The 12,295-nt window shown below is 65.2% G+C and carries 15 protein-coding genes; 7 read left to right on the forward strand and 8 right to left on the reverse strand.

Features of this window, described 5'->3' with window-relative positions; all coding sequences use genetic code 11:
• Position 1: 1 nt before the first annotated feature.
• Positions 2–352, forward strand: coding sequence for a ferredoxin (locus tag SynRS9902_RS03925; protein ID WP_255446261.1), 351 nt, complete (start codon positions 2–4; stop codon positions 350–352).
• On the forward strand, positions 352–1,551 hold the full coding sequence (locus tag SynRS9902_RS03930; RefSeq protein WP_186510049.1) for an aldo/keto reductase: 1,200 nt from the start codon (positions 352–354) through the stop codon (positions 1,549–1,551). The genes SynRS9902_RS03925 and SynRS9902_RS03930 overlap by 1 nt, the downstream gene beginning before the upstream one ends.
• 9 nt (positions 1,552–1,560) lie before the next feature.
• On the opposite strand, the gene rsmG is transcribed toward SynRS9902_RS03930, so the two are convergent.
• Entirely contained in the window at positions 1,561–2,292 is a 732-nt protein-coding gene (rsmG, locus tag SynRS9902_RS03935) for a 16S rRNA (guanine(527)-N(7))-methyltransferase RsmG (RefSeq protein WP_186510050.1), read from the reverse strand.
• A gap of 25 nt (positions 2,293–2,317) precedes the next feature.
• Here rsmG and SynRS9902_RS03940 point away from each other — a divergent pair, with 25 nt between their 5' ends.
• Together SynRS9902_RS03940 and SynRS9902_RS03945 are read left to right on the forward strand one after the other, a co-directional pair.
• Positions 2,318–2,857: a J domain-containing protein gene (locus SynRS9902_RS03940; protein ID WP_186510051.1), complete on the forward strand. Its 540-nt coding sequence runs from the start codon at positions 2,318–2,320 to the stop codon at positions 2,855–2,857.
• Complete coding sequence (locus SynRS9902_RS03945) at positions 2,829–3,071, forward strand: DUF3143 domain-containing protein (RefSeq protein ID WP_370586332.1); 243 nt, start codon at positions 2,829–2,831, stop codon at positions 3,069–3,071. The genes SynRS9902_RS03940 and SynRS9902_RS03945 overlap by 29 nt, the downstream gene beginning before the upstream one ends.
• A gap of 11 nt (positions 3,072–3,082) precedes the next feature.
• Here SynRS9902_RS03945 and bioA read toward each other — a convergent pair whose 3' ends face one another.
• Positions 3,083–4,381 (reverse strand): adenosylmethionine--8-amino-7-oxononanoate transaminase, encoded by a 1,299-nt coding sequence (gene bioA, locus SynRS9902_RS03950; RefSeq protein WP_186510052.1) that lies wholly within the window; start codon positions 4,379–4,381, stop codon positions 3,083–3,085.
• On the opposite strand from bioA, the gene SynRS9902_RS03955 reads away from it, so the two are divergent.
• Positions 4,356–4,673, forward strand: coding sequence for a hypothetical protein (locus tag SynRS9902_RS03955; protein WP_255446193.1), 318 nt, complete (start codon positions 4,356–4,358; stop codon positions 4,671–4,673). The two genes, bioA and SynRS9902_RS03955, sit on opposite strands and share 26 nt — an antisense overlap.
• Before the next feature lie 4 nt (positions 4,674–4,677).
• Here the strand turns inward: SynRS9902_RS03955 and SynRS9902_RS03960 are convergent, their stop codons facing one another.
• Genes SynRS9902_RS03960 through SynRS9902_RS03980 form a run of 5 tightly spaced genes read right to left on the reverse strand, consistent with a single transcriptional unit; the run spans position 4,678 to position 8,057 of the window.
• The gene (locus SynRS9902_RS03960; RefSeq protein ID WP_186510053.1) at positions 4,678–4,833 is read right to left on the reverse strand and encodes a hypothetical protein; all 156 of its coding nucleotides are present in this window, start codon (positions 4,831–4,833) and stop codon (positions 4,678–4,680) included.
• A complete protein-coding gene (gene bioD / locus SynRS9902_RS03965; protein ID WP_186510054.1) occupies positions 4,830–5,489 on the reverse strand; it encodes a dethiobiotin synthase in 660 nt (219 codons plus the stop codon). Before bioD ends, SynRS9902_RS03960 begins: the two co-directional genes overlap by 4 nt.
• On the reverse strand, positions 5,486–6,250 hold the full coding sequence (locus SynRS9902_RS03970; protein ID WP_186510055.1) for a methyltransferase: 765 nt from the start codon (positions 6,248–6,250) through the stop codon (positions 5,486–5,488). The genes bioD and SynRS9902_RS03970 overlap by 4 nt, the downstream gene beginning before the upstream one ends.
• Positions 6,232–6,921, reverse strand: coding sequence for a S9 family peptidase (locus tag SynRS9902_RS03975; RefSeq protein WP_186510056.1), 690 nt, complete (start codon positions 6,919–6,921; stop codon positions 6,232–6,234). Before SynRS9902_RS03975 ends, SynRS9902_RS03970 begins: the two co-directional genes overlap by 19 nt.
• A complete protein-coding gene (locus SynRS9902_RS03980; protein WP_186510057.1) occupies positions 6,918–8,057 on the reverse strand; it encodes an 8-amino-7-oxononanoate synthase in 1,140 nt (379 codons plus the stop codon). Before SynRS9902_RS03980 ends, SynRS9902_RS03975 begins: the two co-directional genes overlap by 4 nt.
• A 54-nt stretch (positions 8,058–8,111) precedes the next feature.
• Between SynRS9902_RS03980 and SynRS9902_RS03985 the strand changes: the two genes are divergently transcribed.
• Positions 8,112–9,032 (forward strand): bile acid:sodium symporter family protein, encoded by a 921-nt coding sequence (locus SynRS9902_RS03985; protein ID WP_186510058.1) that lies wholly within the window; start codon positions 8,112–8,114, stop codon positions 9,030–9,032.
• 9 nt (positions 9,033–9,041) lie between these two features.
• Here the strand turns inward: SynRS9902_RS03985 and SynRS9902_RS03990 are convergent, their stop codons facing one another.
• Positions 9,042–9,272, reverse strand: a complete 231-nt coding sequence (locus SynRS9902_RS03990) for a hypothetical protein (protein WP_114989413.1) — start codon at positions 9,270–9,272, stop codon at positions 9,042–9,044.
• Between the two features lie 246 nt (positions 9,273–9,518).
• Here SynRS9902_RS03990 and SynRS9902_RS03995 point away from each other — a divergent pair, with 246 nt between their 5' ends.
• On the forward strand, positions 9,519–12,293 hold the full coding sequence (locus SynRS9902_RS03995; protein WP_186510059.1) for an RNA helicase: 2,775 nt from the start codon (positions 9,519–9,521) through the stop codon (positions 12,291–12,293).
• Positions 12,294–12,295 lie beyond the last annotated feature (2 nt).

Here is a 12,295-nt window from a genome sequence, read left to right on the forward strand (position 1 = left end):
CCTGGCTGATCCTTCGTCTCACGCCTTTTCCGCCCCCGCTCGCCCGCAGGCGCAGGCCACCGGGAGGGAACCCCTGCTCGGGGGCGACATGCGCGATCAGGCTGTCTGGGTGGATGAAGCCGTCTGTATCGGCTGTCGCTACTGCGCTCACGTGGCTGCGAACACCTTTGTGGTTGAGCCGCATCTGGGACGCTCAAGGGCCATCCGGCAGGACGGTGACTCCACCGAATGCATTCAGGAGGCCATCGACACCTGTCCTGTGGATTGCATTCACTGGGTTCCCTTTGAATCGTTGGAAACGTTGCGGCAAAACCTGATTCGCCAGAATCTGCAACCCCGTCCCCAGGGTTGATGGCGCTTCCCACCCGCCGATTCGGCCGTACGGAGCTTGAGATCCCCCTGTTGTCTCTCGGGGGAATGCGCTTTCAGCAGAGCTGGACCGACCTTCCAGCTGATGAGATCACGTCTGCATCGCAGACCCAGCTCGAGGCGACCCTGAAGCGTGCGGTGAATCTGGGCTTTCACCATGTGGAAACGGCGCGGCACTACGGCAGCTCCGAACGTCAGCTGGGCTGGGCCTTGCCGCGCACACCCGACCCCTCCCGTCTGCTGCAGAGCAAGGTGCCTCCCCGGCCCGATGCCGACGCCTTCGAGGCGGAGCTGGAGCTCAGTTTTGAGCGGTTGGGCTGTGATCGCCTGGACTTACTGGCCATCCACGGCATCAACCTGCCGGAGCATCTTGAGCAGACCCTTCAACCCGGGGGCTGCATGGAGGTGGTGCGCCGCTGGCAGGCGGAGGGCCGCATTGGTCACGTGGGTTTCTCCACCCATGGCCCCACCGCCTTGATCGCAGAGGCCTGCGACTCCGGTGCCTTCGATTACGTGAATCTTCACTGGTATTACATCCGCCAGGACAACGGCCCTGCCTTGGATGCGGCCCGCCGTCAGGACATGGGGGTGTTTATCATCAGTCCTACGGACAAGGGCGGCCATCTGCATACGCCATCCCAACGGCTGTTGGAGCTATGTGCACCGCTCCATCCCATCGTCTTCAACGACCTGTTCTGTCTCCAGGATCCACGGGTGCACACCATCAGCGTGGGAGCGGCCCGGCCGGAGGATCTCGAGCTTCACCTGGAGGCGTTGCGCCTGCTGCCGGAGGCAGCGTCCTTGATTGCTCCAGTGGATCAGCGGCTTCTGCAAGCGGCTGATGAAGCATTGGGTCGTGATTGGATGGCCACCTGGTCCGTCGGGCTGCCCCCTTGGCATGCGACGCCTGGGGAGATCAACCTGCCGGTGTTGCTTTGGCTGTACAACCTGCTGGAGGCCTGGGATCTCGAGAGTTATGCCGAGGCCCGCTATGGGTTGCTGGGCTCCGGCGGCCACTGGTTTGCCGGGGCCAATGCCGATGGCTTTGATGGGGAGGTCAGTGCCGAAGAGCTGCAGAGCGTCCTGCAGGAGAGCCCATGGCGTGAGCGCATTCCGGAAATTCTGCGCAGCCTCAAGCAGCGGCTCAAGGGCGAATCCCAGATGCGCTTGTCGAGCGTCTGAGCGTTCCTCTTAGCTCCCCAGAGGATCCCGGCTGGGTGTTCCCACGGCCCTTGGGTAGCTGCGGGGGCAGGGGCCGTTCGGTTGCACCCGCAGCAGGTGACGCGTGCCGCGATCACCGGGCAGTTGCAGGTGTTGCACCTCGATCAGATGGCCCTTCAGCAGGTGCAGGGCCCTGTTGAACGGCACGGCATCGCTGTCCGTCCACTGGCCCCGATACAGCAGGGCCTGGCCGTCGCTCTTCAGCAAGGGCACCAGGTATTCGGCCACCACGGGAGCTGCTGCTACAGCCCGGGCCACGGCGCGATCGAAGCTGCCGCGGAAGTGGCGATCGCGCCCGGTGGTTTCGATCCGCTCGGTGCGCACCCGCACCCGATCGGCAAGGCCCAGGCTGCTGGCCATGGCCTCCACGGCGGCGGTCTTGCGTCCGACGGAATCCAGCAGGGTCACCTGTGCCTGGGGAAGGGCAATGGCGATGGCGAGGCCGGGGAAGCCTCCCCCGGTTCCCACATCAATCCAGTTCTGCGGCTCGTCCGCTGACTGGAGTTCCGCCGCCAGCGGCCAGATGCTGTCGAAGACCTGACCAATCCAGAAATCATCCCCGTTCACCAGGCGCGTCAGGTTGACCCGTTCATTCCAGCTCTGCAGCAGGCCCTGAAGCTCCACCAGCTGGTCGCGCTGCGCCTGCGATGGCTGCCATCCCAGGGCGTCCCAGAACGCCGGTTCAGGCGCGGTGGCGGCCATGGCTGCAGCAACAACTCTTCTTAGGATGAAGGACCGGCCGTCCTCTGTGTCAGAAGCCCGCCCCAGCCATCACGAGCGGCTTGGCGTGCGCCCCGGGGTTGACGCTGAAACCTTGCGCCAGGCCTTTCGACGCCAGTCCAAGGCCCTGCATCCCGACACCACACAACTGCCGCCCGAGCAGGCCAGCATTGCGTTTCAGGAGCTCAAGGAGTCCTACGACGTTCTGCTGCGTCAGAGCCAAGCAACCCTCAGTCCTGGCGCCAAGGTGCCGTCCTCGCCACCGCCCCTGCATAGCCAGCCCCATCCGGATGCCTGGCAGGGCATTGGTCAACGGAGGCCCCTCTCCGGTGGGGAATGGTTCTCGCTGGTGCTGTTGAGCATCGCGCTGTTGCTCAGCCTGGTGCTGGGGTTGGGGGTGGCGCTTGCCCAGGGCCGCGATTGGCAGGTGTCGCCGAGTTGGCTGGCGGATGAGCAGACTCAGAACACATCCGTGCGTTCGCAACCTGATGGCCGCCTTGCCCCCGGAGAGCACCCCGCTGAATCAGCACTCTCTCCCGGCGCTTGAGGCTTGGCTCCAGCAGCTTGGTGCCGTCCGCATGGACGACAACCCCTGCCAGTGGATGCTCGAGCGTTCTGAATGGCGAGCGTTGTTGCTGCTGGAACGGGAGGACCTCAAAGTGATCTGGCACCCGGGTTCCCTGGAGGCGATGGTGCAGTGTTCGCTGCCCTATGGCCTCTCCAGGGCCGATGTCGAAGCGGCGATTCAGGCGGGGCCCTGAGGCCAGCAGCTTCAGAGCTGATCGAGGGCCCTCTCCAGCACCGAATAGCAACGTTCCAGCTGGGCATCGCTGATGCAGAGCGGTGGCAGCAGATAGACCACCTGGCCCAGGGGGCGGAGGAAGACGCCGTTCTCCATCGCCAGCCGTTTCAGCTTCGGCCCCGCCGGGTTGAGGTAGCCCGAGCTCCCCTCCACAACGAGGTCGAAGCCGGCCACCGTCCCCGTCAGCCGGGGATGTTGCACCTTCCGATGGCGCGCCAACCGTTCGAGGTGCGGACGATGCCGTTGTTCGAACTGTTGAAAGGCAGCGGGGTTGCGTTCCAGCAGGTCGAGGCTGGCGTTGGCCGCGGCGCAGCCCAGCGGATTGGCCGTGAAGCTGTGGCCGTGCCAGAGGGTCAGGCAGGGGTCGTCACCGACGAAGGCTTCGAACACCGCTTCGCTGGCCATGGTCACGCCCATCGGCAGACATCCCCCCGTCAAGCCTTTGGACAGGGCCATCAGATCCGGCCGGATGCCCGCTCGCCGGCTGGCGAACCAGTCGCCGCAGCGTCCGAAGCCGGTGAGCACTTCATCGGCGATCAGCAGTGCTCCCGCCTGGCGGGTGCGTGCCTCCACTTGCCTCAGAAACTCGGGCCGCACCATGGCCATGCCGCCGGCCCCCTGCAGCAGCGGTTCGAGGATCACCGCCGCTGTCGGTGTCTCCAGCACGCGCTCGAGCACCTCGAGTGCCGCCGATTCCTTGGCCTCCACGGCATCGTCGTCCCACCAAGTGGCCGGCCAGGGCACACGGGCGACGGGAAAGAGCTTGTCTTCGAAGGGGGCGCTGAACAGGTTGCGTTCGCCAACGGCCATCGCTCCGAAGGTGTCGCCGTGGTATGCCCCGTCGAAGGCGACGATCTGATAGCGCGGTTGGCCCCGGTTGGCCCACCACTGGCAGGCGATCTTGAGCGCCACTTCCACCGCAGTGGAGCCGTTGTCGGAGAAGAACAGCCGTTGCAGGCCGCAGAGGCCGCTCAGGCGTACGGCCAGCTGTTCCGCAGGCTCATGGGTGAAGTCGGCAAAAATCACCTGCTCGAGGCGGGCGGCCTGATCGGCGATGGCCTTGGCCAACACCGGATGGGCATGGCCGTGCAGGGTGACCCACCAGCTGCTGATGGCATCGATCAGGGGCTCGCCGTGCTCACGGATCAGCAGGGCACCGTCTCCAGACACCACCCGTTGGGAGTTGGCTGCGCTGGCCATCTGGGTGAAGGGGGGCCACAGATTCGGATGGCGGATCGACCCCATGGCAGCAGCGGCAGCTTTTGCCATATTGAATCTGGAGCTGTTGGAGATGCCCCGGATGGCTGCCCCACGCACCCGTCGTCAATCCAAGCGTTTTGTTCCCACCACGCGGCCTGAGCCGTCGTCCAAGCGACGTCTCGTTGTCCCTGAGGGCGACTGGCAATCGATTCGCAGTGATCTCGAGCTGCGGGGTTGGTCGTCGTCCCAGCTGGAGGTGATCCAGGCTGAACTCAGTCACGGATGGCCGCTGCGGGTCGCCGTCCGCCATGCCGCGATGCGTCTGGGCACCTGCCCCACCGGTTCAAAGGCCCTGGGCTGAGGGGTCAGCGGCAGACGTCACTGTTCTTTTCCGCCTCTGTGGCGATGGCGTTGCAGTTCACCCAGCGCACCAGCTGCATCTCGATGTCGGTGAACAGCACCAGAATCCCAACGCAGAGTGCTGAAACAGCCAGGGTCGCGAGGGTTTGACGTGAAGTCACGGGGACGAGCGCTTCAACACTTTTCGGAATGTAGTGGTGAGATTCTGCTCGTGCCAAAGCCGCTCCAGAACCGTTGCTGAGAGCGAGGCCTGTGGCGGGAGCTGCGCCAGAACGGGGACGTCACCGAACTGCTTGAGGGCCCCCGGGTTGTCGGCATGGAGGGGGCCATTGAGGATCAGTCCCAACACCGTGAGATTCCGCCGTCTCAACGCTTCCAGGCTGAGCAGGGTGTGGTTGAGGGTGCCCAGTCCACTGCGGGCCACCAGAACGATGGGCAACTGCCACTCCACCAGTTGATCGATCTGGAGCCAGTTGCGGGTGAGGGGCACCATTAACCCTCCAGCCGTCTCCACCACCAGGGATCCCTGATGCTGGGGAATGGCGAGTTGGGCAGGGTCGAGTGGCGTATCGTCCAGTTCGGCGGCCCAGTGGGGGGAGACCGGCTCTCGGAAGGCATAGGCCTCGGGCAGCATCCGTTCCGGCGGGAGGTTCAACAGCTGCCGCACCCGTTCGCGGTCACCGCCGCCCTCCAGTCCGCTCTGCACCGGTTTCCAGTAGCTGGCCTGAAGCCCCTGCACGAGCCACGCGCTCACCACGGTTTTGCCGACGTCCGTGTCGGTTCCGCACACCACCAGGCGACTGTCGCTGCCGTTCATCGCTTCACCATCAGGACCCACATCCTCCAGGTCAGGGCGAACCCGGCTGATGCATCGGCTTGGGGCCAAGCCCGGAAGACGGCCTTCCATTGGCCTGGGGAGAGCTGGCCCCCGTTGGTGACGGAGGCGCCGATGTTGCTCATCGGTCGCAGCAGCCGCAGTGGATTGGCGGCGCGTTGGGTGAAGCTCAGGCACTCGTCCCGTTGCACCACCCCATCCGGCAGGGCTGCCATCAGTTGCTCCCGCACAGGCATGGACAAGGCCGTGCAAGTTTGATTCGCTGCCCGGGCGGCGTGCTGCCATTGCGGAAAACTTCCAGCCACCGGCACTGCCAGGGCCAGCCAGCCCCCCTTTGGCAGGGCATCCACCCAACGCCGAAGCTGCTGGGCTGGATCCGGTAACCAATGCAAAACAAAGCTGGAGGCCAGCAGTTGCGGAGGCTCACTCCAGTTCGGTAACCCGAGGCTCAGGTCATGCCGCAGGGTGTGTGTTCCCTGGGGGTGGCTGTTCAACATGGCCGCACTTCCGTCAAGACGGATCACCTGCTGACCTGGATGAGCGACTTCCAGGGCTGCGGCCAGATGACCGGTGCCGCTGCCGAGGTCAGCCCACAGTCCGTGCTGGATGGAGCAGCGACGGCTCAGTTGGGCAAGGCGCCAGGCCATGGCCCGTTGCAGCAACGCCTCGCCTGCATAGGTCGGTGCTGCGCGACTGAAGCGCTCCAGCACCTGGTCGGGGCGAATCACAGGGCCCCCAGCCATTGCTGCACCACCGAGAGCACCGTTGGTGTGATCAGTGCGTGGCCCCAATTCGGATCCCGATGCAGGGTCAGCGGCTGCGCTCCGAGGTCATCGATCAGCTGCTGTGCTGATGCGGCGTGCACCACAGCGTCCTGTTCGCCCTGCACCACAAGCACAGGCACCGCTTCAGGCCAGCCCGTCGGCAGGCTCTGGCAGCGCGCCAGAAGCTCCAGATCCTGCTGCAGCCGCTGGCGCCCCAGGCTCGTCAAACCCTGAAGCAGGGGGGCTGGGGGCAGGGCGCTGCGGGCATGGGGTGAAGCGGCTTTGTCGAGGAAGCGCTCCAGCATCGTCAGTTCCTCGTCGGTGCCCAGGGCCGCCTGCATCCCCTTCAGAGCCACCGCCACCGCGCGCCCTGCTCGCCCGTGGGGCACGAAGGCGCTGAAGCTCCCCAGCAGCACCACCGCATCGGCCTGCGCCAGCAAAGCTGCCGGCAGCAGGTGTAGCCCCAGGGAGTGGGCGATCAACAGGTTGCGTTCTGGGCCGGGGGGCCATGCCGGAGCAACGGTCTCCCCGCCGCTGTAGCCCCGGTCCGCGCTGGACCATTTCGCTCCCCCGTCTTCAAAGCGTTGACGCCAGTGGGACCAGGTGCCGGCCTGGCCAGCCCAACCATGCATCGCCAGGACCTGCATCATCGAGAGCCGAGGGCTGCGAGCAGTTGCTCCAATGTGCCCTCCGGCAGGTCCCGCCGCAGCACCAGGCGCAAACGGGCGGTCCCCTCCGGCACGGTGGGCGGCCTGATCGCCACCGACAGCAGCCCCGCCTGTTCCAGCTGTTGCTGGAGGTCGAGCGCGTCCTGGTCGTCCCCGACCAACAGCGGGAGAACGGGGCCGTGTCCTGCTGGTTTCGCCCAGCCCTGATGCGCCAGCGCTGTTCTCCAGCGTTGCGAGCGCTGGCTCAGCTCGCTTCCCCAGTTGGGGTGGGCTTGGATCAGGCGCAGGGCAGCCTGGGCTCCCGCCACCAGCGGTGGGGCCAGGGCCGTGGTGTAGCGGAAGGCCCCACTGGTTTGCAGCAGCCGCTCCATCGTGGTGTGGTCCCCAGCCAGAAACGCACCTCCGCTGCCGAAGGCCTTGCCGAAGGTGCCGCACACCAAGGCCACAGGCCGTTGGAGCCCATGGCAAAGCCCGCGGCCGCCGGGCCCCAGCACCCCCAGGCCATGGGCCTCGTCCACCAGCAGCTGTGCACCGTGGTGGGCACAAAGGTCGGCCATGCCCTGCAGATCAGGGCTGGTGCCTTCCATGCTGAACAGGCTTTCCGTTACCACCAGTGGTGGCCGCGTTGATGGCTTGAGCTGCTGCAGCCGTTGGCCGAGATCCTCAAGATCGTTGTGGGCAAAACGTTGCAGCCGCGCACCGCTGGTGCGGACGCCGGCCAGCAGCGAGTGATGGATCAGCCGGTCCACCAACACGGTGGTGTGCCTGTCACTCAGGGCAGTCAGGGCGGCGATGTTGGCTTGAAATCCGCTGGGGAACAGCAGCACCCGGTCCCGGTTCAACCAGGTGGCGAGGGCAGCCTCCAGCTCCAGATGGCGTGGTCGGGTGCCGGTGATCAGGCGAGACCCACCGGCACCGACGCCATCGCAGGCCATGGCCTCTGTTGCCGCTGCGAGCACATCGGGATGGCGGCTGAGGCCGAGGTAGTCGTTGCTCGCCAGATCAACGAGCTGGCCGGCACCCGCGGGATCCTGCAGCTGCCAGGGCTCCTGGCCGGAGTTCAAGCTCCGCAGGCGGCGGCGTCGGGCTGGGGGGATGGGAGAAGCGTGGTCCCGCATGACAACAGTCTGGAATCCGCCCTGATCAAGGATGGCCGCAGTCCTCTGATCGTCATGACCTGGGAGCGTTTCACTCTGCTCTTTCCGCTTTGGACGTTGCTGGGAGCACTGCTGGCCTTGCTGCATCCCCCGCTGTTCATCTGGTTCAAGGGTCCACTGATCGCCCTTGGACTCGGCGTGATCATGCTCGGCATGGGCGTCGGGTTGACACCCGCTGATTTCGTGAGGGTGGGTCGACGCCCCCGCGCCATGCTGCTGGGGGTGCTGGTGCAGTTCCTGGTGATGCCGGCCCTTGCCGCTGGGATCGCGGCGGCTCTTTATCTGCCTGCCCCGCTTGCGGTGGGCTTGATTCTGGTCGGCTGCTGCCCGGGGGGGACCGCCAGCAATGTGGTGGCTCTGATCGGCCGTGGCGATGTGGCGCTGTCGGTCGTCATGACCACGATCAGCACCCTGGCGGCGGTGGTGTTGACCCCGCGTCTCACGCAGGTGTTGGCCAGCCAGTACGTGCCGGTGGACGGTTGGGCCCTGTTCCTGGCCGTGCTTCAGGTGGTGTTGCTACCCGTCACCGTTGGGGTGGTGCTCAAGCTTGGTCTGCCCGGTGTGGCCCAGCGGATTGAGCCGGTGATGCCTCCCCTGGCGGTGATGGCCATCGTGATGATTGTCTCCAGCATCGTGGGCAGCCAGACGGCTGTGCTGCGTCAGCAGGGCCCCGTGCTGATCCTGGCTTGCCTGCTGCTGCATGGCGGTGGCTTCCTGCTCGGCTGGCTGATTCCCCGGTTGGCGGGGCAGAGCGTGCAGGCTCAACGCACCATCAGCATCGAGGTGGGCATGCAGAACTCAGGACTGGCCGTTGTGCTCGCCCGCAGTGGCGGGTTCGCCAGTCCCCTCACGGCGTTGCCGGGTGCCATCTCTGCAGTGATTCACTGCCTGATCGGCAGCGCCCTTGCCGCCGTGTGGAGGCGTCGCTCGCCATAGCCGGTCGCCCTAGGTCGAGTCCCCGTTGTGGAGTTCGAATAGCAGGCGGGCGGCGAGGCCACGGGAGATGCGTCGTGCCACGAGCAGATCGCAGATCCAGGTGAACAGCGGCGGCGCATCGGTGGTGGATGCCAGGCGTTGTTCAAGGGCCTTCAGCTCCTTCACGTCGCGGCAGCCCCTCAGGGCATCGATCAGGGTGTCTTCAGCCGGCCGCGGTTTGGTGAGCTGAGTGCTGGTCACAGGCAGTGGCCCTAAATCCCCTCTGTCATGGCACTGGCGCAGTGCTCCTGTCACCCTCCGCTTCTGCGCAGAGCAGGCACAAAAAAAGCCCCGGTGGGCGCACCAAGGCTCGAAGCATTCTCTTCATTATTTTTCATGATCTGGATTGGTTCCGTCAAAGGAGGTCGGCACATCTGATTGATTGCATTGGCGTGGCTTATTGCTTGTTTGAAAAGAGTGCTCAGCCAGGCTCCTTAAGATCATTCGATGAACCAATCGACACCGGCCACGCCCCAATCCGAGCCCGATGTCGATCGCAGTGCCCCACTGAATCCCTCGGAAATCTTTCCCTTCCCGCTGGATGATTTCCAGTTGGAGGCCATGGATGCCCTCAACCAGGGACATTCGGTTGTGGTCAGTGCCCCCACAGGATCCGGCAAAACCCTGATCGGTGAATACGCCATTCATCGCGCCCTGACCCACGGCCAGAAGGTCTTCTACACCACACCGCTGAAGGCTCTCTCCAATCAGAAACTGCGCGATTTCCGCGATCAGTTTGGTGCGGAGAACGTGGGTTTGATGACCGGTGACCTCAGCGTGAATCGTGAGGCCTCCATCGTGGTGATGACCACGGAGATCTTCCGCAACATGCTCTACGCCGAGGCGGATGAGCACGACGATCCCCTGGCTGATGTGGAGGCGGTGGTGCTCGATGAGTGCCACTACATGAACGACTCCCAGCGCGGCACGGTCTGGGAGGAGTCGATCATTCACTGCCCACCCACGGTGCAGCTGGTGGCGCTCTCCGCCACCGTGGCCAATGCCGGGCAGCTGACCGACTGGATCGAGAAGGTTCATGGTCCGACCACGTTGGTGATGAGTGACCACCGGCCGGTGCCGCTGCAGTTCAGCTTCTGCAGTGCAAAGGGGTTGCATCCACTGTTGAACGAAGCCGGTACGGGTCTTCATCCCAACTGCAAGGTCTGGCGCGCGCCCAAGGGGCACAAGCGCAAAGGGCGTTCCCAGAGGCCGCCGCAACCGGAGCCACCGCCGATCAGCTTCGTTGTGGCTCAGATGGCGGAGCGGCAGATGCTCCCAGCCATCTATTTCATCTTCAGCCGCCGCGGATGTGACAAGGCGGTGCGGGATCTGGGGGTGCAGTGCCTGGTGACCCAGGAGGAGCAGGCGCGGATCAAGGAACGCCTAACTGCCTACAGCCACGACAACCCCGAGGCCGTTCGGGATGGAATTCACGCTGATGCGCTGCTGCGGGGCATCGCTGCACACCATGCCGGTGTTCTGCCCGCCTGGAAGGAGTTGATCGAGGAGCTCTTCCAGCAGGGGTTGGTGAAGGTGGTCTTCGCCACGGAGACTCTGGCGGCAGGCATCAACATGCCGGCCCGCAGCACGGTGATTGCGGCCCTCTCCAAGCGCACCGAGCGGGGGCATCGCCCGCTGATGGGCAGTGAGTTCCTCCAGATGGCCGGCCGGGCCGGCCGGCGGGGCCTCGACTCTCAGGGCTACGTCGTGACGGTGCAAAGCCGGTTCGAAGGGGTGCGTGAGGCAGGTCAGCTGGCGACAAGTCCTGCCGACCCTCTGGTGAGCCAGTTCACCCCCAGCTACGGCATGGTTCTCAACCTGCTGCAGCGCCACGATCTGGCCAAGGCCAGGGAGCTGGTGGAGCGCAGTTTTGGCCGCTACCTGGCGGGGCTGGACCTCGTGGAGGACGAGGAGAACTTGTCCCAGCTGCGGTTGCAACTCAGCCAGCTGGAGGGCGTCGCCGGCGACATCCCCTGGGAAGATTTTGAGGACTACGAAAAAATGCGTGGGCGGCTCCGCGAAGAGCGGCGCTTGCTCCGCATCCTTCAGCAGCAGGCCGAGGAGACGCTGGCCAATGAGCTGACGATGGCCCTGCAGTTCGCCAGCACCGGCACCCTGGTCAGCCTCAAATCGCCGCAGCTGCGCGGGCGCGTCGCGCCCGCTGTGATCGTTGAGAAGGTGAAGGGGCCCGGTCAGTTCCCGCTGCTGCTCTGTCTGACCGATGAAAACGTCTGGATCCTGTTGCCCTGTCAGGCGGTGGTGAGCATCCATGCGGAGCTCAGTTGCCTGCAGGTGGATGGGCTGGAGGTTCCGGAGCTGTCCCGCTCCGGTGAGTTGCGCCATGGCGATCAGGCCAGCGGTGGTTTGGCGTTAGCCGTGGCCCACATGGCCCGGCGCCATGACATGACCACCCCGCAATACGACCTGGCTGGGGAGGTGTTGACCCAGGCCCGGCTGGTGCGGGATCTGGAGCAGGAGCAGGAGCAGCATCCGGCCCATCGTTGGGGAGATCGAAAGCAGCTCAAGAAGCACCGCCGGCGCATGGAAGATCTGGAGCTGGAGATCGCTGAACGCCAGCATCTGCTGCATCAGCGGGCAAACCGTCACTGGGAGACCTTCCTGGCCTTGATGGAGATCCTGCAGCACTTCGGATGTCTCGATGAGCTCGATCCCACGGAGATCGGCCGCACCGTTGCTGCCTTGCGGGGCGACAACGAACTCTGGCTCGGGCTGGCGCTGATGAGTGGCCATCTCGATGACCTCTCCCCCCCCGACCTGGCGGCGGTGTTCGAGGCGATCAGCACCGAGGTGAACCGCCCCGACCTGTGGAGTGGCTTCCCGCCACCAGCGGCGGCTGAGGAAGCCCTGCAGGATCTTTCGGGTCTGCGTCGCGAGCTGCTGCGGGCCCAGGAACGCGCCGGTGTGGTGGTGCCGGCCTGGTGGGAACCCGAGCTCATGGGCCTTGTGGATGCCTGGGCGCGGGGAACGTCATGGAGCGATCTGATCGCCAATACCTCACTTGATGAGGGCGATGTGGTGCGAATCATGCGCCGCACCGTGGACCTTCTGGCCCAGGTGCCCTACTGCGAAGCAATTAGCGAGCAACTGCGCAGCCATGCCCGTCAGGCGCTGAAAGCGATCAACCGCTTCCCCGTGGCTGAAGCCGAGGATCTGGTGCCGGCCTCCGCTGCGCTGAACCCGGCAACGGAGCGGGCCGCCTGAGT

It is taken from the genome of Synechococcus sp. RS9902 (assembly GCF_014279635.1).
GTDB lineage: Bacteria > Cyanobacteriota > Cyanobacteriia > PCC-6307 > Cyanobiaceae > Parasynechococcus.

What these genes read in the sequence shown, in the direction of transcription:
- bioA (WP_186510052.1), bottom strand. Translation starts at nt 4,381, where the DNA reads ATGGCAAAAGCTGCCGCTGCTGCCATGGGGTCGATCCGCCATCCGAAT.
- SynRS9902_RS03955 (WP_255446193.1), top strand. Translation starts at nt 4,356, where the DNA reads ATGGCAGCAGCGGCAGCTTTTGCCATATTGAATCTGGAGCTGTTGGAG.
- SynRS9902_RS03930 (WP_186510049.1), top strand. Translation starts at nt 352, where the DNA reads ATGGCGCTTCCCACCCGCCGATTCGGCCGTACGGAGCTTGAGATCCCC.
- bioD (WP_186510054.1), bottom strand. Translation starts at nt 5,489, where the DNA reads ATGAACGGCAGCGACAGTCGCCTGGTGGTGTGCGGAACCGACACGGAC.
- SynRS9902_RS03940 (WP_186510051.1), top strand. Translation starts at nt 2,318, where the DNA reads ATGAAGGACCGGCCGTCCTCTGTGTCAGAAGCCCGCCCCAGCCATCAC.
- SynRS9902_RS03980 (WP_186510057.1), bottom strand. Translation starts at nt 8,057, where the DNA reads ATGCGGGACCACGCTTCTCCCATCCCCCCAGCCCGACGCCGCCGCCTG.
- SynRS9902_RS03975 (WP_186510056.1), bottom strand. Translation starts at nt 6,921, where the DNA reads ATGATGCAGGTCCTGGCGATGCATGGTTGGGCTGGCCAGGCCGGCACC.
- SynRS9902_RS03970 (WP_186510055.1), bottom strand. Translation starts at nt 6,250, where the DNA reads ATGGCTGGGGGCCCTGTGATTCGCCCCGACCAGGTGCTGGAGCGCTTC.
- rsmG (WP_186510050.1), bottom strand. Translation starts at nt 2,292, where the DNA reads ATGGCCGCCACCGCGCCTGAACCGGCGTTCTGGGACGCCCTGGGATGG.
- SynRS9902_RS03985 (WP_186510058.1), top strand. Translation starts at nt 8,112, where the DNA reads ATGACCTGGGAGCGTTTCACTCTGCTCTTTCCGCTTTGGACGTTGCTG.
- SynRS9902_RS03995 (WP_186510059.1), top strand. Translation starts at nt 9,519, where the DNA reads ATGAACCAATCGACACCGGCCACGCCCCAATCCGAGCCCGATGTCGAT.